General features: G+C 74.1%; 15 protein-coding genes. 9 read left to right on the forward strand and 6 right to left on the reverse strand.

The annotated features are described in order from the left end of the window. Window positions 1–80: 80 nt before the first annotated feature. From SPRI_RS34855 to SPRI_RS39800, 3 genes are all read right to left on the reverse strand, one after another. Entirely contained in the window at window positions 81–887 is an 807-nt protein-coding gene (locus SPRI_RS34855) for a DUF2182 domain-containing protein (RefSeq protein WP_005321538.1), read from the reverse strand. A gap of 222 nt (window positions 888–1,109) precedes the next feature. Continuing rightward, complete coding sequence (locus SPRI_RS38650; protein ID WP_005321539.1) at window positions 1,110–1,271, reverse strand: hypothetical protein; 162 nt, start codon at window positions 1,269–1,271, stop codon at window positions 1,110–1,112. Between the two features lie 60 nt (window positions 1,272–1,331). Beyond that, window positions 1,332–3,701, reverse strand: a complete 2,370-nt coding sequence (locus SPRI_RS39800) for an acyl-CoA dehydrogenase family protein (RefSeq protein WP_053557661.1) — start codon at window positions 3,699–3,701, stop codon at window positions 1,332–1,334. A 368-nt stretch (window positions 3,702–4,069) separates the two neighbouring features. Between SPRI_RS39800 and SPRI_RS34865 the strand changes: the two genes are divergently transcribed. The 9 genes from SPRI_RS34865 to SPRI_RS34905 all read left to right on the forward strand — a co-directional run bounded on the left by SPRI_RS34865 (window position 4,070) and on the right by SPRI_RS34905 (window position 16,669). Beyond that, window positions 4,070–4,756 carry a ScbR family autoregulator-binding transcription factor gene (locus SPRI_RS34865; RefSeq protein WP_053557673.1) on the forward strand — a complete coding sequence of 229 codons (687 nt, stop codon included), beginning with the start codon at window positions 4,070–4,072 and terminating at the stop codon, window positions 4,754–4,756. Window positions 4,757–6,210: 1,454 nt separating this feature from the next. Next, complete coding sequence (locus SPRI_RS34870) at window positions 6,211–7,530, forward strand: cytochrome P450 family protein (RefSeq protein WP_078951200.1); 1,320 nt, start codon at window positions 6,211–6,213, stop codon at window positions 7,528–7,530. A 675-nt stretch (window positions 7,531–8,205) separates the two neighbouring features. Beyond that, a complete protein-coding gene (locus SPRI_RS34875; RefSeq protein WP_053556646.1) occupies window positions 8,206–8,829 on the forward strand; it encodes a ScbR family autoregulator-binding transcription factor in 624 nt (207 codons plus the stop codon). 283 nt (window positions 8,830–9,112) lie between these two features. After that, complete coding sequence (locus tag SPRI_RS34880; protein WP_053556645.1) at window positions 9,113–10,015, forward strand: AfsR/SARP family transcriptional regulator; 903 nt, start codon at window positions 9,113–9,115, stop codon at window positions 10,013–10,015. Between the two features lie 269 nt (window positions 10,016–10,284). Beyond that, the gene (locus SPRI_RS34885) at window positions 10,285–10,932 is read left to right on the forward strand and encodes a ScbR family autoregulator-binding transcription factor (protein ID WP_053556644.1); all 648 of its coding nucleotides are present in this window, start codon (window positions 10,285–10,287) and stop codon (window positions 10,930–10,932) included. A gap of 1,134 nt (window positions 10,933–12,066) precedes the next feature. Continuing rightward, complete coding sequence (locus tag SPRI_RS34890) at window positions 12,067–12,249, forward strand: DUF5302 family protein (protein ID WP_053556643.1); 183 nt, start codon at window positions 12,067–12,069, stop codon at window positions 12,247–12,249. 465 nt (window positions 12,250–12,714) lie between these two features. Then, window positions 12,715–12,921 (forward strand): acyl-CoA carboxylase subunit epsilon, encoded by a 207-nt coding sequence (locus tag SPRI_RS34895; RefSeq protein ID WP_053556642.1) that lies wholly within the window; start codon window positions 12,715–12,717, stop codon window positions 12,919–12,921. Between the two features lie 148 nt (window positions 12,922–13,069). Then, window positions 13,070–14,653 carry an acyl-CoA carboxylase subunit beta gene (locus tag SPRI_RS34900; RefSeq protein WP_107082416.1) on the forward strand — a complete coding sequence of 528 codons (1,584 nt, stop codon included), beginning with the start codon at window positions 13,070–13,072 and terminating at the stop codon, window positions 14,651–14,653. 480 nt (window positions 14,654–15,133) lie between these two features. Next, a complete protein-coding gene (locus tag SPRI_RS34905) occupies window positions 15,134–16,669 on the forward strand; it encodes an MFS transporter (RefSeq protein WP_053556640.1) in 1,536 nt (511 codons plus the stop codon). 1,239 nt (window positions 16,670–17,908) lie between these two features. On the opposite strand, the gene SPRI_RS34910 is transcribed toward SPRI_RS34905, so the two are convergent. Genes SPRI_RS34910 through SPRI_RS34920 form a run of 3 tightly spaced genes read right to left on the reverse strand, consistent with a single transcriptional unit; the run spans window position 17,909 to window position 21,160 of the window. Continuing rightward, entirely contained in the window at window positions 17,909–18,094 is a 186-nt protein-coding gene (locus SPRI_RS34910) for a tautomerase family protein (RefSeq protein ID WP_037775547.1), read from the reverse strand. 52 nt (window positions 18,095–18,146) lie between these two features. After that, window positions 18,147–19,415, reverse strand: a complete 1,269-nt coding sequence (locus SPRI_RS34915; protein ID WP_005321557.1) for a DegT/DnrJ/EryC1/StrS family aminotransferase — start codon at window positions 19,413–19,415, stop codon at window positions 18,147–18,149. After that, window positions 19,412–21,160, reverse strand: a complete 1,749-nt coding sequence (locus SPRI_RS34920; RefSeq protein ID WP_005321560.1) for a (2,3-dihydroxybenzoyl)adenylate synthase — start codon at window positions 21,158–21,160, stop codon at window positions 19,412–19,414. Before SPRI_RS34920 ends, SPRI_RS34915 begins: the two co-directional genes overlap by 4 nt. Window positions 21,161–21,295: the final 135 nt, after the last annotated feature.

Here is a 21,295-nt window from a genome sequence, read left to right on the forward strand (position 1 = left end):
CCGCGTGACCCGAGCCCGCTCCCCGGGACGCAAGCGGCTTCCCTTCCATCCTGCGCCTCACCGGAACAGGAAGCGAGTGGCTACATCGACGGCCCGGACATCTGAAGCCCGGGCAGCAGCCCGTCCTGGAACGGAGCGATGACGGCCAGGACCAGGAACGCGATGCCGACCGCCCAGGTGAGCCACGGGCCCCACCGCCACAGCTTCTCCAGGAAGATCACCGCCGCCAGCCCGGCCATGGCGGCCAGGTTCATCACACCGAGCGGGACAAGGACGATCATCAGGCCCCAGCAGCAGCCCACGCAGTAGAGACCGTGGTGCGCGCCCACACGCAGATCTCGGACCCACGGCCGGAAGCGCGCGTACCGGACCAGGTGCGCCAGCGGATTCCGGCAGTGGAGCAGGCACACCCGCTTCAGCGGCCCGAGCTGATACAGCCCCGCGAGCAGGAATGCAGCGGCGCCCAACCAGCGACCCGCACCGGGATGGCCGTCCACAAGACTCCCGATGACGGACAGCGCCCCGTACGCGGCCAGACCGAATGCCGTCCAGGAGAGCAGGTAGCCGGCGGCGAACTGGGTGATGCGGGCGGCGCGGGCGGCGCCGGCCGACTGCCGGCCGATCGACCGTGCCCAGGCGATGGCCACCGGTGCCACCGAGGGGAACATCATCGCCACCATCATGATCACCCACAGCAGCAGGAAGAGAGGTAGCGCCAGCCCCATCGTCCCCGGTTCCATGCCCATGTCGCGGGACTGCGCCACCGTGAGGATCCATGCCAGCCCCGCCAGCAGGATCATGAGAATCCACGAAACAGCCAGTTCACGCCCCGGCAGGAGGCTCCTGGACTGTGCCGGCGCGGGGGGCGCGACGCGGAGTTGAAGCATGGCGCTCCTTCCAGGGCCCGGCCCGGCCGCGACCGCCGGACGCTCCACGACGGGACACGAGCGGTATCAACGACGGCCGGTTGTGACGATTCCGCCCGGTTCCTCCAGCAGAACACAGAAGCAGGCCCCGGAGAAGTGCGGCGATGGGTGGCCGTCTGCCTGCGGGACGCAGTCAGCCCTCGGCGTCCCGAGGGCCGACGAGCGCGGCAGTTGCACACGGTCTCAGGCGGTGATCAGGCGGCGGGCCAGGAACCGGGCCATGATCCGGGCCAGGATCCGGGCCATGGCTTCGGCGACGGGCTGGGCCCGTTCGGCCTGGAGCACGTGGCCGACACCGGGGACGACGTGCCATTGACGTCGGGGCCGGTGGAGGGGAGGCGTCACCGGCCACCTCGATTCTGGCGGCGTGTCTTGGTGTGGGTGTGTGGGGCTGTGTATGTCGTGTTAGTGGGTGGGGGGTGGGGTGGGGGTGTGTTGGTGGGGGTGGTTGAGGGCGTTGGTGAGGGTGGTGAGGTGGGGGTGGAGGGTGTTGTGGAGGTGGTTGATGGTGGTGTGGATGTGGTTGTGGTGGTGGGGGGTGAGGTGGTGGTGGGTGATGAGGTCGGCGGTGTGGGGGGTGAGTTGGTTGAGGAGGTAGAGGTTGGTGAGGTTTTTGAGGTGGGTGTGGGTGGTGGGGTGGGTGGTGTGGTTGAGGGTGGTGAGGAGGGCGTTGGTGGTGTGGAGGGTGGTGTGGAGGTGGGTCATGGTGAGGGCGGGGTTGGTGGCGTTGTTCCAGCGGGTGTGGGGGGTGTGGGGGTGGGTGGGGGTGTGGAGGGCTTGTTTGGTGCGGGTGTGCCAGATGTGTTGGGCGTGGTGGAGGAGGTTTTTGAGGTGGGTGAGGTTGGTGAGGGGGTTGGGGGGGGTGGGGGGGGTGGGGGGTGGGGGTGGGGGGTTGAGGAGGAGGTGGGTGGCGGCTTTGAGGGTGATGAGGAGGTTGTCGCCTTCGGCGGTGATGGTGCCTTCGAGGTGTTGGGTGTAGTGGGCGAGGGGGTTGTGGGGGTGGAGGGCCCAGGCGCCGCAGCGTTCGCGGCAGGTGGTGGTGATGGTGCGGGCGTGGTGGGTGGTGAAGGCTTTGGTGAGGGCGGTGAGGTGGTGGGTCTGTTCTTTGGTGGGGGGTGGGTCGGTGGGGTAGCGGGGGTGGGTGGGGTTGGGGGGTGGGGGGGTGCCGTTGTGGTGGTGGTGGGTGTGGTGGTTGAGGGTGTGGCGGTGCAGGAGGGTGAGGGCGTAGGTGGTGGCGAGGTGGTCGATGAGGGGGGCGTGGTGGGCGCGGTGGGTGGTGAGGGGGGTGGGGGTGTTGTGGTGGGTGGTGTGGCGGTGGTTGGCGTAGTGGACGGCGATGGTGAGGGCGGCGCGGGCGGTGCCGGTGGCGGCGGCGCTCATGCAGAGTTTGCCGAGGGTGACGCGGTCGATGGTGGTGAGGAAACGTTTTTGGGGGTTGCCGTGGGTGGTGTGGTGGGTGCCGTCGGGGTCGAGGCGGTTGTGGGGGGCCTGGAGGAGGGCGGTGGGGGGGAGGCGGACGTGGGTGAAGGTGGTGATGGCGTGGTCGACGGGGTGGGGGAGGTGGCGGGGTGGGAGGGGGGTGATGTGGATGCCGGGGTGGAGGCCGTTTTCGTCGTGGAGGGGGGTGAGGAAGAGGTGGATGCCGCGGTCGGTGCCGTCGTGGGTGATGAGGCGGGCGGCGACGAGGGCGGTTTTGGGGCCTCCGGTGGTGGTGGTGTTGGGCATGAATTTCGCGGCGCCGGGGGTGGGGGTGTGGAGGGTGAAGCCGCCGGTTTCGGGGTCGTGGTGGGCGGTGGTCTTCAGGTGGGCGGCGTCGTTGCCGTGGGCGAGTTCGGTGACGAGGAAGGTGCCGGTGTTGCGCAGGGTGGTGTAGGGGGTGAGGTCGCGGTGTTCGGGGTGGTCGTGGTCGAGGAGGGTGCCGAGGAAGAGGTTGTAGTGGATGCCGGCGAGGGTGCCCAGGGCGCTGTCGGCGATGCCGGTCCATTCGTGGAGGGCGGCGAGGCGGCGGGGGTCGCGGGCGAGGGCGAGGGGGTCGCCGGCGGCGGTGGCGTTGAGCAGGCGCAGGCGCTGGTAGGAGCGGGCGGTGCGCTGGGTGGGGGTGAGGTCGTCGTCGTGGGTGAGGAATGCGTCGTGGGTGATCAGGGTGCGCCAGGGGGTGTGGATGGTGTCCTGTTCGTCGCCGTCGAACAGCAGGTGGCGCAGTTCGCGGGTGACGGCGTCGGTGGTGGCCTGGTCGGTGTCGTCGTCGCCGGTGGGCCGGCCGGTGGTGCGGCGGGCGGCGGCGGGCGGCGGCGGGGGGAAGAGGGTGGTGGGTGCGGGGGCGGTGACGGGGGTTATCGGCGACACCGGTCTACCCACCCCCGCCCCCGTCCCGGTGGCCGTGGCTGTGGCTGTTGCGGCCGCGGTGGCCGTTCCCGTGCCGCCGCCCGCTGCCGCGACAGTGCCGCCGCCCGCTGCCGCAAGAGTGCCCGCTGCCGCGAGAGTGCCGCCGGCCGTGACCGCGAGAGTGCCCGCTGACGTGACCGCGAGAGTGCCCCCCGCCGCGGTCGTGGTGGTGACCGTGGTGGTGCCTGCGGTGGTGACCGTGGTGGTGCCCGTTCCCGTGCCGGTGGTTGCTGTTCCCGTGCCCGTTCGGGTGGCCCCGTTCGAGCCGGTGCCGGTGCCGGTGCCCGCGTTCGTGCCGGGGGCAGCGTTCGTGCCGGCTCCGGTGGCGGGTGGGGTGGTGGGGGTGTCCTGCCCGGTGGCGGGGGTGGTGGGCTGGGTCAGCAGGGTCATGGCCTCTCCCGTGGGATAGGGGTCGTCCGGTGGTCTAGGGATGCGCAGGGCCCCAAAGATACGTACCCACCGGTTTTGTTTTCAAGGCGTTGAGCGGGTTTCAGGGTGACGTGCGTCACACTCGAGGGCTGTGGTGACGGCATATGCCGGGTTCCACTGCTGGTCGGACGCGATCATTCCGCTTGAAAGGGACCTTTGGGTCCCGTAACTAAAACCGCCATGGTGGTTTGGTTGCGGAGTGTTTACGGGTCGGTGCACGGTGACGGGGCCGAGGTGCGGTCACGGGCTGGCCGTAGGGCGCTGGGCTGCTAAGATACGAACCCGCCGGTTTCTTTTCGTTGAGTGCGGGGATGTCGGAGGTGGTGGTGATGGCGCGGCAGGAGCGGGCCGTGAGGACGCGGCGGGCGATTTTGGTGGCGGCGGCCGAGGTGTTCGACGAGGTCGGTTACGAGGCGGCGACCATCTCCGAGATCCTCAAGCGGTCGGGTCTGACGAAGGGGGCGTTGTATTTCCACTTCGCCTCGAAGGAGGAGCTGGCGCAGGGGGTGCTGGCGGAGCAGGTCCACGCGTTGCCGGACCTGCCTGAGGGTGAGTTGATGCTGCAGACGGCGGTGGACCGGGCGCTTTTGCTGGCGCATCTGCTGCGCCGGGACACCGGGGACCCGATCGTGCGGGGCAGTGTGCGGCTGACGGTGGAGCAGGGGGCGCTGCGGGACGGGCTGGACCGTCGGGTGCCGATGCAGGCGTGGATGGAGCAGACGCAGGATCTGTTCGAGCAGGCGCAGGCGGCGGGGGAGATCCTGCCGCACGTGGATCTGGTGGGGGCGGCCAAGACGTTCGTGGGCGCGTTCACCGGGGTGCAGGTGCTGTCGAACATCATGACCGGCCGGCAGGACATGACCGAACGGGTCGCCGATCTGTACCGGTTCCTGATGACGGCGATCGCGGTGCCCGGGGTGCTGGTACGCCTGGACTTCTCTCCCGGCCGCGGTGTCCTTGCCTACGAAGAGGCCGTCCGCCGCCGCGACGCGGCCCCCCAGCCCGCCGCCCACTGACCCACCCCACCCACCCGCCCCTTCTTCTCCCGTCTTCCTTGCCGCCGTCCGGACCCCCGGGCGGCCGCCGTCGTTTCGTCCCGCACCGCCCACCGGCCGGGCCTGGGGGCGGCCGTGTCTTCGTTGTGTTCCGGTCTGGGCCGCGCCCCATGCTTGGGGGCGGCCGTGTCTTCGTGCCTTCGCTCCGCCGGCCACGCCCCGGGAGGGGCCGGGGTTGCTTCGCCGTCCGGGATCCCCGGGCGGCCGCGGTCATTTGGTCCCGCACCCGCCCACCGGCCACGGAGGCGGCAGCGGTCATGCACCCGCCCACCGGCCGGGCCTGGGGGCGGCCGTGTCTTCGTTGTGTCCCGGCCTGGGCCGCGCCCCATGGGCTTGGAGGGCGGCCGTGTCTTCGTGCCTCCGCTCCGCCGGCCATGCCCCGGGCGGGGCCGGGGTTGTGGGCATTTCCCGGTCCGCCGCTGTCGTGGTGTCGGCCTGCCCGCCTGCGGGCCGGTTTGTGGGCGTCTTCCCGACGGGTGCGGCAGTTTCGCCGTGCTCGCGGCTGCTGTGCCCGGTCCGGGGCCGGTCTTGCGGGCTGTACCTGCGGTCCTGTGGCGTCGCCGTCGTGCCTCGGGCTTCGTGGTGGCGGAGCGTCGTGGTGGGGCCGGGCTGCTCCAGGGTCCGTGCCTTGTTCCTCCGGTCTTCGGGCGGGCCGTTCCCGCTCCCGGCCGCGTGCACGGCCGGCTCCCTTGGGCGGGTCGTGCGCGGCTTGTTCGCCGTTGGCCCGTGTCCCGGCCGGAGGGTCTGTCCGGGGCGCTGAGGCCCGCGTGTTCGCCGCCTGCCGCGTACCGGGGCCGTCTTGGCCGCGTCACCGTTGTCGGGCCTGTGCGCCGGCGTAGCGGCCTGGCGACACCGCCGCTGCACCGCCTGTTGGGCCTTTTGGTCCGGGCGCGCTCTGGTGTCGGCGCGGCAGCGGGCCGCCGTGCCGGCAGGCGGCCTCCGGCCGCGAGCGCCCGCCGTGGCCTGTGTCGTGTCTCGGGGCTGGAACACCCGGGGGAGTCCGTTCCTGCAGGGTGGTGTGTCCGTGCGGCCGGTCCCGGGGGTGGGCGCGGCTGCGCCGCGTCCACCAACCCGCCCGCCCCGCACAGCTCGAGAGTTCCGCCCGCCGTCCCGCCGTCCCGCCCGTCCCGCACGGTTCGCACAGCTCGAGGGTCCGCCCGCCGTACCACTCCGTACCGCCGCGTCCCGCCGTCCCGCTGTCCTGCTGTTCCTGCTGTGTCGGCCCGGTGGGGTCCTGGGCTGCGCCGCACCGGCCGGTCTGTCGTCCGGTCGCCCCTGGGGGTCGGGGCCCGGGGCGCCGGGACCTTGGGGTCGGGGGGTGGGGGTGGGGTGCGGGGGTGCGGGGGTGGGCAGGGTGGCGGTGCGCGCCGTGGGGCGCGGGTTCCGAGGGAGCCTGGACGGAAGGGGAGTTGGCCATGGAGATCGACACGGACGTGGATGTGGACGTGGATGTGGATGTGGAGTCGGGTGGGGAGTCGGTGGGGTGTCCGTACGCGCTCGATGTGACGGGGCGTGATCTGGCGGGAGAGGCGGCCATGCTGCGGGAGCGGGGGCCGGCCGCGCGGGTGATGCTGCCCGGCGGGGTGCGGGCGTGGGCGGTGACCGGACACGAGCCGCTCAAGCGGCTGTTGACGGACAGACGGGTCTCCAAGGACGCGGGCCGGCACTGGCCGGCGTTCGTCGAGGGGCGGATCACGCCGCAGTGGCCGCTGTACCACTGGGTGTCGGCCCCCACGATGCTGTTCGCCTACGGGGAGGAACACACCCGGCTGCGGCGGCTGGTGGCCGGGGCGTTCACCGCGCGCCGCAGCCGGGAACTGGCGCCGCGGATCGAACGGATCACCGCCGCCCTGCTGGACGAGATGACCCCCACCGCCCCCACCGGTGCCGATGGCGGTGAGGGGGTGGTGGATCTGCGGACGGCGTTCGCGAAACTGCTGCCGATGCGGGTGATCTGTGAACTGTTCGGTGTCGAAGGACCCGACCGGCAGGCCCTGTGCGCGGCGATCGACACCACTCTGGGCACCTCGGTACCGGCCGACGAGATGGCCCGGGCCCAGGACCGGGTGACCGAACTGCTGGCCGCGCTGGTCGCCCGCCGGCGCGCCGAGCCCGGCCCCGACCTGACCTCCGCGCTGATCGCCGCCCGCGACGGCGGGGAACGGCTGAGCGAACAGGAACTGATCTCGACCCTGAACCTGATGATCGGCGCCGGCCAGGAGACCACCAGCAACCTGATCAGCAACGCGGTCGCCGCCCTGCTCTCCCGGCCCGCCCAGCTCGAACACCTGCGCGCGGGCCGCGCCGACTGGCCCGACGTGATCGCCGAGACCCTGCGCACCCACAACCCCGCCGCCTACATCCCCCTGCGCTACGCCGTCGAGGACATCGACCTGGACGGCGTCCTCATCCGCAAGGGCGACGTGATCATCGTGTCCTTCGCCGCCGCGGGCCTGGACCCCGCCCGGCACGGCAAGGACGCCGACACCTTCGACCTGCTGCGCCCGCACGGCGAGAGCGTCGCCTTCGGCCACGGCGTCCACTACTGCCTGGGCGCCCCGCTGGCCCGCCTGGAAGCCACCATCGCCCTGTCCGCGCTCTTCGCCCGCTTCCCCGGCATACGCCTGGCCCGCCCGGTCGGCGACCTGCAGCCCCTCGAGTCGTTCATCATCAGCGGCTACCGCACCCTGCCCGTCCACCTCGGACCCCCCACCACCACACCGGCCACCCCCTGACCCGCCACACCGACCCCTGACCTCGTCCGGGGGCCGGGCCTGCGAACCCCTGACGAGGCCCGCCCCGGACCGCGCCCCCGGCACCGGACCGGGCGGGCCTGCGATCCCTGACGAGGCCGGACCGGGCCCGCCCCCGACCGGCCGGGCCCTGCCCCCCGGGACAGGCCGGGCCTGCCCGGGGGCAGGGCCCGCGCCGCGGCCCCCGGGACAGGCCCGCGCCCGGACTCTTCGCCGCGCCCCGGGGGTTGACCGCCGGCCCCGCCGCCCCGATGCCCCGCGGTGCGGCGGGTGCGGCGGGGCCGTGCCCGTCCCGGGGCCGTGCCTGTCCCAGGGGTGCGGGTGCGGGTGCGGGTGCGGTCCCGGGCGTCGGGGCGGGTGCGTGGTCCCCGGGACACACGGCCCCGTCCCCGGGGGGCCGTCTGTCCCGGTTCCCGGCCCCGTGCGCGGGGTGCGGGGCGGGTGGCCAGGGGCGGAGCGGGCGGGGATGCAGCGGAATCCCCTCACCCACTTACAAACCGCGTAAGCGGTTTGTTAATCTTGGGTGTCGTCCCGCGGCCGGTGGGGGAGCGGGGCATGGCGTGTGCCGCCCGGTGTCCGGGTCTCCGCCGTGCGGGGTGAGCGCAAGGGGCGGGGCGTGTGTGCGGTCCGCCGTCCGTCAGTGAGGGGATCGCTGCGATGGTCAAGCAGGAGCGTGCGGCCCGCACGCGGCAGGCGCTGGTGCGTGCCGCGGCCGAAGTGTTCGCGCGGGAGGGGTTCGCGCCCGCTTCGCTGGCCGTCATCAGTGCCCGGGCCGGGGTCAGCAACGGGGCGCTGCACTTCCACTTCGAGAACAAGAACGCGCTGGCGCGGGCGGTGGAGCAGGAGGCGGCCGAGCGGCTGGGTGTGATCATCGCGCCCGGTCCGGTGCTGCCGGGCGGGGCGCTGCAGGCGCTGGTGGACGCCACCCATGTGCTGATGGGCGCGCTGGCCGACGACGTGGTGGTGCGGGCCGGGTTCGACCTGAGCGCGGACCCGTCCCGGCCCGGCGGCCCGGACCTGCGCGGGGTGTGGCGGGGCTGGGTCGAGCGGATGCTGCACGACGCCGAGCGGGAGGGCCACCTGGCCGAGGGCCTGTCCTCGCGCGGTGCCGCGCCGGCCGTCGTCGCGGCCACCGTCGGCTTCGAGGTGCTGGGCGCCGCGGACCGCGAATGGCTGTCCGCATGCAAGATCACCGGCTTCTGGGAGTTGATGCTGCCCCGCCTCGCCCCCGGCCTGCCCATCGTCCCCGCCGGCCCGCACGGCACCCCCACCCCCCAATAGCAGACCACCCGCCCTGTTTCCTGTGGCGCCCGTCCGGACGCCAGCCTCCACCCGACCGCCCGCACCACCCCCTTACGCCCCGTTTTCGCCCCACTCCGGTCGGGCCGTTCGGATGCGGCGGCGCGAAACACCTCCCAGAAAACAGCACGAGCGGTCTTGTATTGACAAACCGTCCGTCCTGTTTTTTACTCGGTGGTGTCCGGCTGCTCACGCGGGCCGGGTGTGCTGCGGCCGGCGTGCTGCGGTGAAGGCGTGTGCGTGATTTCGACACAGGGGAGACGGCGTGGACATCGATGTGCTGGGGGAGCTGGCCGTCAGGGAGAACGGGGTCTCGGTGACCCCCACGGCGCCCAAACCGCGCCAGGTGCTGGCCCTGCTGGCGCTGCACGCCGACCGGGTGGTGCCGGTGGCGTCGCTGACCGAGGAGCTGTGGGGGCAGCGGCCGCCGCGCAGCGCGCGCACCACGCTGCAGACCTACGTCCTGCAGCTGCGGGAGCTGATCTCGGCGGCCCTGGTCCACGACACCCCGCCGGACACCCCGCCCGGCACGCCGCCCGGCACGCCGCCGGGCACCGTGGCGGGGGGCGGGCACGGCACGCCGCGGGGCGGGCGGCGCAGCGCCAAGGACGTGCTGGTGACCTCGCCGGGCGGCTATCTGCTGAACACCTCCGGCGGCACCAGCGACGTGCGCACCTTCGAGCTGCTGGCCGGGCAGGGATACCGGGCGATGGACGCCGGGGACTTCGCCGGCGCCGCCCGCCAGCTGCGGGAGGCACTGGCGCTGTGGACCGGCTCCGCGCTGGCCGGGGTGCAGAGCGGGGTCCTGCTGGAGATGCACGCACGGCGCCTGGAGGAGACCCGGCTGTGCGCGCTGGACCAGCGCATCGAGGCCGACCTGCGCCTGGGCCGCCACCGCGAGCTGCTGGGCGAACTGACCGTCCTGGTCAGCCGCTACCGCACCCACGAGAACCTGCACGGCCAGTTCATGCTCGCCCTGCACCGCTCCGGCCGCCGCAGCGAGGCACTGGAGGTCTACCAGCGGCTGCGCGCCGCCCTCGTGCGCGAGCTGGGCCTGGAACCCTCGGCCGCCCTGCGCCGCCTGCAGCGCTCGATCCTGATGGCCCACCCCGAACCACAGCTCGAGCCCGCCCCCCGCACCGGCGAGCGGCTGAGCCGGGCCGGCTGACACCACCCCCGGCCCGGCCCGCGCCGACCCGGCTCCGGAATCGGGCCCACGGTCCGGGTCCGGAATTCCGGTACGCGGCCGGCCACCGGATGCGGCACGCGGCACGCGATCCGCACGGGCGTACCGACCACACAGCAAGACCCGACCTCGGCAGAGGCAACCACCCACGCGCCGCCGGCGCGCAGGCGCCAGGGGTCACCAGGGGCAAGGGCCGGCCCGAAAACAAGGAGGGCCGGCAGGTGAACGGGGAAGAGAAAGGGGAAACCGGGATGCAGGCCAGATCGGAGCGCACCCGCCGCAGGCTGGTCCTCGCGGGCGCCCAGATGTTCGACCGGTACGGCTACGCCAGTGCCACACTCGGCCAGATCGCCGGCGCCGCCGGCATGACCAAAGGCGCGCTGTACTTCCACTTCGCCTCCAAGGAAGGCCTGGCCGACGCCGTCCAGGAACGCGGCCGGCAACTGCTGTGCGACTTCGTCCAGCAGCAGTGGGAGGCTGGCGCCGCCCCCCTGCAGGCACTGATCGACCTCACCCACTGGCTGGCCGACGCCCTCTACCAGGACCCCGTCGTACGCGCCGGACTGCGCATCACCAACGAACGCGCCGGCCGCCACCCCGCCGCCACCGACTTCCACCAGACCTGGATCACCGAGGTCCTGCGGCTGCTCGGCCAGGCCGCCGCCGCCGGCGACCTGCGCGAGGACGCCGCGGGCGAAGGCGGCCAGAGCCTGCTGACCGCCGCCGTCTGCGGCATCGGCGTCCTGGCCGGCACCGGCCTGACCCCCACCGAACTCGCCCACCGCGTCCACGCCCTGTGGCAGCCCCTGCTGCCCGCCCTCGTCCCACCCGGCCACACCCCCCGCTACCGCACCCACCCACCCACCACCACCCACACCCGCCCCGCCCACGCCGCCTGAACCCCCGGCACCCACCTGCCGGGGCCCGTGCGAAGCGCCACCACACCCGCGCCCCCGGCAGGAACAAGGGCCCACGCAGGACCGGACACAAACACCCACCACGCCCCGGCAGACAGCCCCAGCCCCGGCCCCGCCCACGGCCCGGCCCGCGCACGGCCACGCCCGGGCCCGGGCCCTCTCGGCGTCCGGGCACCACCGGGGCGGCCCCGCCGCCCCCGGCAGCCCGCGACAGCGCCCCTCGCCCGGCGAGCGCCCCGCATACGGCCGGCACCCACCCGCCCGGCCCGCGCCAGGCCCCGGCCAGGCCGCCCCCGGCACGCCACCACTCACCGCCGGACGCCCTGTCACCCGGACGCTTCCCGCAGCTGCGCCCCCGGGGAGCGCCCGTACCCGGCACCCGCCCGCCCGGCCCGCGCCGGCCCGCGCCCGCCCCGGCCCGCGCCCGCCCCCGGCACGCCACCACTCACCGCCGGACGCCCTGTCACCCGGACGCTTCCCGCGGCTGCGCCCCCGGGGAGCGCCCGTACCCGGCACCCGCCCCTGCCTGCATCCGCCCGGCCCGCGCCCGAAGCTCGAGCCTCTCGGCATCCGGGCACCGGCCGGACATCCCGCCGCCCCGCCGGTCCGCGACTGCGCCCCTCGCACCCTGCCGCCCCGGCCCGTGAGGCCGCGTACCGTCCGCTGGTGAGCGCCCCGCATCCGCCGGCCCCCGCCCGGCCTGAGCCGGGCCTGTCACCGCTCGGCGTCCAGGCGCCGCCCCGGGCGCCCGCCGCGGCTGCCCGTCCGCCGTGAGCCGTCGCCGGCCCGCACGGGCCGCGCGGCTGTGCCCGTTCCCGTCGGCGAGTCATCCCGCATGCGGCGCGCCCGCCCGCCCCGGTGGGTAGGCGGGCGGCTGTGCAACCGCCCGCCGCCCGAAGGGCGTTGCCGTGCCGGGCGGCGAGAGGCGGGCGGAGCGGCTCGGGCGGGGTGCCGGTGGTTCCCGGTGGCGTCGCGAGCGAACGTCGACCGTTTCTCGAGCGGGGCGCGGTGGGCTGGGCGCACCGGCCGCCCGGCCGGGCGGGGGAGTGTCCCGCCTTCCCGCCCGTCCCCGGGGCGAGCCGCACGCGCCGCCGTCGACCAGCCCAGGAGGCATCCATGACCGATACACCCGAGCGCAACGAGGCCGCCCAGGAGGCCAAGCGCCGGTTCCGGCAGGCGCTCGAGCGCAAGGAGCACAACGCGCTCGCCAAGGCGGCCCAGGAAGAGAGCCGCGTGAAGGCCCGCCACGCCGGCGGCCCGGCCGGCCGGCGCACCTTCCAGCGGCGCAAGACCGGCTGACACCACCCGGCCCACCCCAACGCCCCGCGCACGGCCCACCGGGCCACACGCACCGGGCCCGCGCACCGGGGCCGGCGCCACCGTTGCCGCCGGCCCCCTTCCCCCACCGGGCCGCACCCCGGCCGCACCCACCGGCCGGACCGAGCCGCACCCACCCGGCCCACCCGGCCGGACCCGTCGGCACAGGTCCGCACCCACCGGGCCGGATCCCGGCCGCACCCACCGGCCGGATCCCCTGGCCCCGTCCCGGCCCATCCCGAGCCGCACCCGGGGCCGGACCGAACCCCCGGCCCACCCGGCCCACCCGGGCCGCACCCCTGGCCCGCCCACCGGCCGCACCCACCGGCCGGACCCGGCCCCATCCGGGCCGCACCCCGCCCAACCCCGCCCGCCCGGGCCCCGGTCGAGATCCGGCCGGGGTCCGGGCCACGCCGTAGCCGCACGCCGAAGGAAATTGGGGACGACATGACACCTGCCCACGACGACACCGCCACCCTCCTGCGCGTCGAGCGCGGCGTGGCCAGCACCGAAGAACTCGCCGCCGTCACCGCGACGCTGTTCTCCCTGCTCGCCACCCGCCGCACCCCGCAGGAACCGGACACCACACACACCCGCGCGTACTGGCGCCGGCAGGCGGCCGGCGCCTTCCGCGCCCCGCACAGCTGGCGATGACCCACCCGCCCGCACACAGGTTCACGGGCGAGGACCGGCCATCCCCACCCCCACACCAGAAAAACCGCACAAGCGGTTTGTTACTGTGTGGGGGTGGCCCGCCGGCCGCCGCCCCGGTCGAGGAGAGAAGGGACGAGGAGTCGTGGTGATGGTGAAGGACATCCCTGCCGACGCGGGGCCCGCCGACGCCCGGGGTCGGGTGGCCGAGCTGAGGGCGTTGCGTGAGCAGGCTGTGCGTGGGCCGAGTGAGCGGGCGACCGAGGCGCAGCATGCGAAGGGCAAGCTGACGGCGCGTGAGCGGATTGCTCTGTTGCTGGACGAGGGTTCGTTCCGTGAGGTGGAGCAGCTGCGGCGGCATCGTGCGTCGGGTTTCGGTCTGGAGGCGAAGAAGCCGTACACCGATGGTGTGATCACCGGGTGGGGGACGGTGGAGGGGCGGACGGTGTTCGTCTATGCCCATGATTTCCGGATCTTCGGTGGTGCGCTGGGTGAGGCGCATGCCACGAAGATTCACAAGATCATGGACATGGCGATCGCGGCGGGTGCGCCGTTGGTGTCGCTGAACGACGGTGCCGGGGCCCGGATCCAGGAGGGTGTGTCGGCGCTTGCGGGGTATGGGGGGATCTTCCAGCGCAATACGCGTGCGTCGGGGGTGATTCCGCAGATCTCGGTGATGCTGGGTCCGTGTGCGGGTGGCGCGGCCTACAGTCCGGCGCTGACGGATTTCGTGTTCATGGTGCGTGAGACGTCGCAGATGTTCATCACCGGGCCGGACGTGGTGAAGGCGGTCACGGGTGAGGAGATCACCCAGAACGGTCTGGGTGGTGCGGATGTGCACGCGGAGACCTCGGGTGTGGCGCACTTCGCCTACGACGACGAGGAGACGTGCATCGCGGAGGTCCGCTACCTGCTGTCGATGCTGCCCTCGAACAACCGGGAGAACCCGCCGGCCACGGCGGGTGACGATCCGGCCGACCGGCGCTCGGACGTGCTGCTGGACCTGGTGCCGGCGGACGGCAACCGCCCCTACGACATGCACCGGGTGATCGAGGAGCTCGTCGACGACGGTGACTTCCTCGAGGTCCACGAGCGCTGGGCCCGGAACATCATCTGTGCGCTGGCCCGTCTGGACGGGCAGGTGGTGGGGATCGTGGCGAACCAGCCGCAGTCGCTGGCCGGGGTGCTGGACATCGAGGCCTCCGAGAAGGCCGCCCGGTTCGTGCAGATGTGCGACGCGTTCAACATTCCGATCGTCACGCTGCTGGACGTGCCCGGCTTCCTGCCGGGTGTGGACCAGGAGCACGGCGGCATCATCCGCCACGGTGCGAAGCTGCTGTACGCGTACTGCAACGCCACGGTGCCGCGGATCTCGCTGATCCTGCGCAAGGCGTACGGCGGGGCGTACATCGTGATGGATTCGCAGTCGATCGGCGCGGATCTGACCTACGCGTGGCCCACCAACGAGATCGCGGTGATGGGCGCGGAGGGCGCGGCGAATGTGATCTTCCGTCGGCAGATCGCCGATGCCGAGGACCCCGAGGCGATGCGGGCGCGCATGGTCAAGGAGTACAAGGCCGAGCTGATGCACCCCTACTACGCGGCCGAACGCGGCCTGGTCGACGACGTCATCGACCCCGCCGAGACCCGCGAGGTCCTCATCCGGTCCCTCGCGATGCTCCGCACCAAGCACGCCGACCTGCCGTCGCGCAAGCACGGCAACCCGCCGCAGTGACCGGCAACCCGGCTGCCGTCACCGGCACCCGGCCCGGCCGCCCCCACGGCCACTCGGACGCCGTCACCGGCAACTCGGACGCCGTGGCAGGTACTCGGCCGGGCCGTCACCGGGGCGACTCCCGCACCGTGCCCGGCAACTCGGGCGCCGTACCCGGCAACTCCCGCGCCGTGGCCAGCGCCTCCCGCGCCGTGACCGGTAACTCGGGCGCCGTACCCGGTAACTCCCATGCCCTGACCGGCAACTCGCGTGTCACACCCGGTGACTCCCGTGCCGTGGCCGGGAGGCCCCGGGCCGGTGCCGGTAAGTCTCCCGCAGTGACGGGGATCCCCTCGCCCAGGGCCCTGGCGGGCCCGCCGGGCCGTGGGGGAGGTGCGGGGGCCGCGGGCCCCGGCACCGCACGAACAGAACAACCGCTCCGGGCCCGTGCGGACTTCACGGTCCCACGACCAGCGGGCCCCTACCCCCTGGAGACATCCCTTGCACAGCACCCGGCCCGCGCCCGCGGCCGACCGTGACCCCAGGCGCTGGGTCATCCTCGGCGTGATCTGCCTGGCCCAACTCGTCGTCCTGCTCGACAACACCGTCCTCAACGTCGCCATCCCGGTGCTCACCACCGACCTGGGCGCCAGCACCGCCGACATCCAGTGGATGATCAACGCCTACGCGCTCGTGCAGTCCGGGCTGCTGCTCACCGCGGGCAGCCTCGCCGACCGCTACGGCCGCAAACGGCTGCTGATGCTCGGACTGGTGCTCTTCGGCGCCGGGTCCGCCTGGGCGGCCTTCGCCCAGGACTCCGCCCAACTCATCGCCGCCCGGGCCGGCATGGGCGTGGGCGGGGCGCTGCTGGCGACCACCACCCTCGCCGTCATCATGCAGGTCTTCGACGACGACGAACGCCCCCGGGCGATCGGCCTGTGGGGAGCGGCCAGCTCACTGGGCTTCGCGGCCGGCCCGCTGCTCGGCGGCGCCCTCCTCGACCACTTCTGGTGGGGCTCCATCTTCCTGATCAACCTGCCCGTCGCGCTGCTGGGCCTGCTGGCCGTCGCCCGCCTGGTGCCCGAGACGAAGAACCCGCAAGGCCGGCGCCCCGACCTGCTCGGCGCCGTGCTCTCCACCCTCGGCATGGTCGGCGTCGTCTACGCCATCATCTCCGGCCCCGAACACGGCTGGACGGCCCCGCAGGTCCTCCTGCCGGCCGCCGTCGGCGCCGCCGCGCTCACCGCGTTCGTCCGCTGGGAACTGCACACCCCCCACCCCATGCTCGACATGGGCTTCTTCACCGACCGGCGCTTCAACGGCGCCGTCGCCGGCGGACTGCTCGTCGCCTTCGGCATGGCCGGCTCGCTGTTCCTGCTCACCCAGCACCTCCAACTCGTCCTCGGCTACGACGCCCTGCAGGCCGGCCTGCGCACCGCGCCACTGGCTTTGACGATCGTCGCCCTCAACCTGGCCGGCCTCGGCGCGAAACTCCTCGCCGCGCTCGGCACCGCCCGCAGCATCGCCCTGGGCATGACACTGCTGGCCGCCGGCCTCAGCGCGGTGGCCGTCGGCGGATCGGGCCCCGACGCCGGCTACGGCGGCATGCTCGCCGGCCTGCTCCTCATGGGCGCGGGCATCGCACTGGCCATGCCCGCCATGGCCACCGCCGTCATGTCCTCCATCCCGCCCGCCAAGGCCGGGGCCGGAGCGGGCGTGCAGGGCACCCTGACCGAGTTCGGCGGCGGACTGGGAGTGGCGATCCTCGGCGCCGTCCTCGGCTCCCGCTTCGCCTCCCAACTGCCCGCCGCCATCACCGGCACCGGCTCCCTCGACGAGGCACTGCGCGACGCCACACCCCAACAGGCCGGGCAGGTCCACGACGCGTTCGCCGACGCGGTGAACACCAGCCAACTCATCGGCGCCGCCGCCGTGTTCACCGGCGGCCTGCTCGCCGCGCTGCTGCTGCACCGCGCCGACCGCAAGGCCGCCCCCCAGCCCACCGCCCCCACCCCCGAACCCACCACCACCGCCTGACCCCCGGCCCGCCGGGCCACCACACAACCCACGGCCCCACCCCTGCGGCTCCCCACCGGGACCCACAGGGGCGGGGCCGTGCCGCTGCCCTGCCCACACACACAGCCCCCACACACACAGCCCCCGCACGGCCGACAGCGCCGGGCGCCGGAACGGACCCCGGCCGGGCACGGGCCGACAACGGCGGCGCGGAGGAGCGGCGGCCGCGTCAGGCAGCGCCTGGCACGCGGAACGGTGACCGCACGGCCACCAGCCCCGCACGACCGGCAGCGGTCGGCACGCACTACGACCGTCCCGTGCCGCGAAGCCCGCCCGACGTGGGAAGCGGCGGTTGCGCAGGCCGCGCCGCGCCGCGGAAGCCGGCGGCCGGCACTGCAAGCAGCGCCCGCACGGCCGACAGCGCCGGGCACGGTCGACGCCTGCCTGCACGGCGATCCAGCGCCGGGCACGGAGAAGGGGTTCGGCCGGCACGCGGCCGGCACCGGGCACGAAGGCCGGCGGCCGACAAGGCCATAGCGCCCCCGCCCCGTCACAGCGGTACCGGGAGGAAAGACGGCGGCCGGTAAGCAGCGCCCGCCCGGCCACCGGCGCCCGGTACGGGGAACATCGGCCGGACGGCCAACAGCGCCGGGCGCGGCAGGCGGCGCCGGGTTCGGGGAGCGTGGGCCCGAGGGCCAACGGTCCTGCGTGGCCGATCGCGTCCGGCATGGAGAACACCGGGCCGGCAGGCGGCGGGCGCGGTCGACCCGCCGGGACGGTCATCAGCGCCGGGCGCGGCGGGCGGCGCCGGGTTCGGGGAGCGTGGGCCCGAGGGCCAACGGCCCTGCGCGGCCGATCGCGTCCGGCATGGGGGACGCCGGGCCGGCAGGCGGCGGCGGGCGCGGAGAAGCGCCGGGCGCGGCCGGCGGCGCCGGGTTCGGGGAGCTGGGGCCGAGGGCCAACGGCCCTGCGCGGCCGATCGCGTCCGGCATGGGGAACGCCGGGCCGGCAGGCGGCGGGCGCGGTCGACCCGCCGGGACGGTCATCAGCGGCGGGCACGCCAACAGCCCCGCCCGGCCGACCGCGGCCCGGCACGGTCGACGCCTGCCCGGCACGGCCGACGCCTGCCCGCGCGGCCGACCGCGGCCCGGCACGGTCGACGCTGGCCCGCGCCGCCACAGCGCCCGCACGGCAGCCAGCAGCGCCCCGCGTCGCGGTCGCCCGCCCCGGTGTGGGGGAGTGGGCGGCGGGGTGGCCGGGTTACTGGCCCGGGACGCCGCCCAGGCCCCAGCGGCGTGGGGGGACGGCGGTCAGCGCGATCCAGGTCTGGTCGCGGATGTCCTCGCCGAACACGTCGACCGTCGCCTGGGTCAGACGCTCGATCAGGGCACGTTCCGACTCCTCGTCGAGCCGCCGGTCGTAGATCTTCACTTCGATGAACGGCATACGCCTGCCTCTCCCTCGGTCTTGGAAAACCACCGGCCGGATGCGGACGGTGTCACAGGTGCCCGGCCGCCACCCGCGTCCCCGTGCCGTGGGCCTCGTGCAGGGCGCGGGTGACCGCCTCGACCATGTAGTCGACCTGGCCGTCACTCAGACCGGGATGGCACGGCAGGTTCATGTGCTCCTCGAACCAGACCCGTTCGGCCGTCGGACACTCGCCCGGCCCGTGGCCGCGCAGCCGCCACTCGGGCGACAGATGGAGCGGGAAGTACCGCAACTGGACCTCCACACCCAGCCGGTCCAGGGCGCGCACGAACCGCTCCCGCACCTGCCGGCCGCCGGTGAGGAAGAACGTGTACAGGTGGTAGGCGTGCAGACTGTCCGCCGCCGCCCGGTGCAGCCGGGTGCCGGCCACCGAGGCCACGGCCTCGTCCAGCCGCTGCGCGATGCTCCGGCGCCGGGCCACGAACCGCTCCAGCGACGCCAGTTGCACCACGCCCACCGCCGCCGCCGCCTCCGACATCGTCGCGTTCGTGCCCGCCCCGCGGACCCCGACCGCCCGGTGACCGTACACACCCTCCGCGAACTTCATCCACGGCAGCAGCGCCGGAGCACCCGCCCGCGCGGAGTCCGGCAGCGCCGCGTACACGCCGTCGGCCTCGTTGTCGCGGATACGTCCCACCCGCTGGGCCCACTCGTCACGCGACAGGGTGATCATGCCGCCCTCGCCGAGGGTGGTGATGTTCTTCGTGGAGTGGAAACTGAAGCAGCCGATGTCCGCCAGTGCCCCCGGCCGCCGCCCCCGGTACACGGCGCCCAGCGCGTGCGCGCTGTCCTCGACGACGATGATGCCGCGCTTGCGGGCCAGGGCCATGATGCGGTCCATGTCGGCCGGGTTGCCGCCGTAGTGGACGAGCAGGATCGCCCGGGTGCGGTCGGTGATCAGCGTCTCCAGCACCGCCGGGTCGAGGTTGAGGGTGTCCGGGTCGATGTCGCAGAACCGCAGCCGCACGTCGTGGTCGAGCAGCGGCTGCACCGTCGCCTGGAACGTCTGCGGGGTGGCGATCACCTCGTCGCCCGGCGCCAGGTCCAGCATCCGCACCGCCAGTTCCAGCGCGACGGTGCCGCTGGTGACACTGAGCGCGTGCCGGGCGCCGGTCAGGCGGGCGAACTGTTCCTCGAACCGCTCCCGCCACACCCCCGACGTCAGCGACCGGCCCGAGCGGACCAGTTCGCCCAGCGCCGCCAGGTCCGCCTCGCCCACCACCGAACCGCGTCGCGCGAACGGCACCCGGTAGCCGCCCTCGGGCCCGGGCCCGCTCACGCCGCCTCCTCCCGCCCGCCACCGGCGGCCGTCACCCCGCCCGCGGACCCACCCCCACCGGCCGTATCGCCGTCCGTGGTCGGGCCGTGGCCGGCGGTGGTGGGGCGGGTGGGGGCGGTCTTGGCGGCGATGTCGGCCGCCAGGGCCTTCTTGTCGACCTTGTTGAGGCCGGTCAGCGGGAACGCGTCGACGACCTCCACCCGGTCGGGAAGCTTGTAGTCGGCCAGTCCCCGCGCGCGCAGCAGCCGGCGCAGCGCCGCCATCGGCGGTGCGGGACGGCCGGGTGCGGGCACGATGTAGGCGCAGACCTTCTCGCCCCACACCGGGTCGGGCATGGCGACGACGGCGGCCTGCTGGACGTCGGGGTGGGCGCCCAGGTGGCCCTCGACCTCGGTCGCGGAGACCTTGTCGCCGCCGCGGATGACGACGTCCTTGATCCTGCCCTCCACCACCAACTGCCCGTCGGCGGTGAGCCGCACCAGATCGCCGCTGCGGTAGAAGCCGTCCTCGGTGAACGCGCGGGCGTTGTGCTCGGGGGCCCGGTAGTAGCCGCGCAGCGTGTAGGGGCCGCGGGTGAGCAGTTCACCGGTCTCACCGCGGGGCACGGGCCGGCCGTCGGGGTCGGCGACGCGTATCTCGTCGGCCTCGGACACCGGCCGGCCCTGGGTGCGCAGCACCACGTCCGCCGGGTCGTCGTCGCGGGTGAAGGTCAGCAGTCCCTCGGCCATGCCGAACACCTGCTGCAGCCGCACCCCCAGTTCGGGGCCGATCCGGGCGGCGAGCTCCTCGTGGAGTTTGGCGCTGCCGACCTGCAGCAGCTGAAGGCTGCCCAGGTCGCGGCCGTGGCCTTGTGCGGCGGCCGCCAGCCACAGGTGCACGATCGTGGGGATGACGGAGGTGAAGGTGACGTGTTCGCGTTCGATCAGCGCGAAGCACTCCTCGGGCTGCGGTGACAGCGCGAACACCACCCGCCCGCCGGCGTGCAGGGTGCCCAGGATGCCCGGGCAGCCGAAGGGGAAGTTGAACTCGGCCGGCAGCACCGCCAGATAGACACTGTCCGCGTCCAGGCCGCAGATACCGGCCGTGACCCGGCACTGGTAGGCGTAGTCGTCGTGGGTGCGCGGGATCAGCTTCGGCAGCGCGGTCGTCCCCCCGGACAGCAGGAAGAACGCCACGTCGGAGGCGTCCACGTCCGCCGGCGCCACCGGGTCGCCGTCCACGTCGGCCAGCGCGGTGAACCCCTCGGGCAGCACCGCGGGCGCCTCGCCCGCCACGAACACCTGCACCGGGCGGGCACGGCGGGCACGGGCCTCCACGGCCGCCGCGACATGGTCGTAGCCGGTGCCGGTGCCCGGCAGGATGTGGGCGACGGCGCCGGACAGCTCGAGCAGGTGCCCCACCTCGGCGGCACGGTGCGCGGGCAGCGCGAACACCGGCAGCGCGCCCAGACGGAACAGCGCGAAGCACACCGCGACGAACTCGGGCGTGTTCGGCAGCTGCACCAGCACCCGCTCGCCGGCGCCGATCCCGCGCGCCGCGAACCCCGCCGCCAGCCGGTCGCACCAGCGGTCCAGGGCACGGTAGGTGACACGGGAGCACCCGTCCGCGCCGACCAGCGCCTCCCGCTCGCCGTACTGCTCCGCCCAGCGGCCCAGCAGCATGCCCAGCGGCTCGCCCCGCCAGTAGCCGGCCGCCCGGTACTTCGCGGCCACATCCTCGGGCCAGGGAACGCATCCGTCCAGCATCGTTGGTCCTTTCCGGCTTCGTCCTCGCGTCGCGCCCAGTGTCGGCAGCGCCGTTGACACGCCGCTGATGCGCCGCGCCCGCGCGCCGCCGCTCCGTCAGGAGCCGATCAGGGCGGCGTCAGCCGGGCCGGACAG

It is taken from the genome of Streptomyces pristinaespiralis (assembly GCF_001278075.1).
Classification (GTDB): Bacteria; Actinomycetota; Actinomycetes; order Streptomycetales; family Streptomycetaceae; genus Streptomyces; species Streptomyces pristinaespiralis.

Excerpts from the sequence above, each read along its gene's own strand:
- SPRI_RS34855 (WP_005321538.1), bottom strand. The coding sequence starts at position 887 with ATGCTTCAACTCCGCGTCGCGCCCCCCGCGCCGGCACAGTCCAGGAGC.
- SPRI_RS39800 (WP_053557661.1), bottom strand. The coding sequence starts at position 3,701 with ATGACCCTGCTGACCCAGCCCACCACCCCCGCCACCGGGCAGGACACC.
- SPRI_RS34865 (WP_053557673.1), top strand. The coding sequence starts at position 4,070 with ATGGCGCGGCAGGAGCGGGCCGTGAGGACGCGGCGGGCGATTTTGGTG.
- SPRI_RS34870 (WP_078951200.1), top strand. The coding sequence starts at position 6,211 with ATGGAGATCGACACGGACGTGGATGTGGACGTGGATGTGGATGTGGAG.
- SPRI_RS34875 (WP_053556646.1), top strand. The coding sequence starts at position 8,206 with ATGGTCAAGCAGGAGCGTGCGGCCCGCACGCGGCAGGCGCTGGTGCGT.
- SPRI_RS34885 (WP_053556644.1), top strand. The coding sequence starts at position 10,285 with ATGCAGGCCAGATCGGAGCGCACCCGCCGCAGGCTGGTCCTCGCGGGC.
- SPRI_RS34890 (WP_053556643.1), top strand. The coding sequence starts at position 12,067 with ATGACCGATACACCCGAGCGCAACGAGGCCGCCCAGGAGGCCAAGCGC.
- SPRI_RS34895 (WP_053556642.1), top strand. The coding sequence starts at position 12,715 with ATGACACCTGCCCACGACGACACCGCCACCCTCCTGCGCGTCGAGCGC.
- SPRI_RS34900 (WP_107082416.1), top strand. The coding sequence starts at position 13,070 with ATGGTGAAGGACATCCCTGCCGACGCGGGGCCCGCCGACGCCCGGGGT.
- SPRI_RS34910 (WP_037775547.1), bottom strand. The coding sequence starts at position 18,094 with ATGCCGTTCATCGAAGTGAAGATCTACGACCGGCGGCTCGACGAGGAG.
- SPRI_RS34920 (WP_005321560.1), bottom strand. The coding sequence starts at position 21,160 with ATGCTGGACGGATGCGTTCCCTGGCCCGAGGATGTGGCCGCGAAGTAC.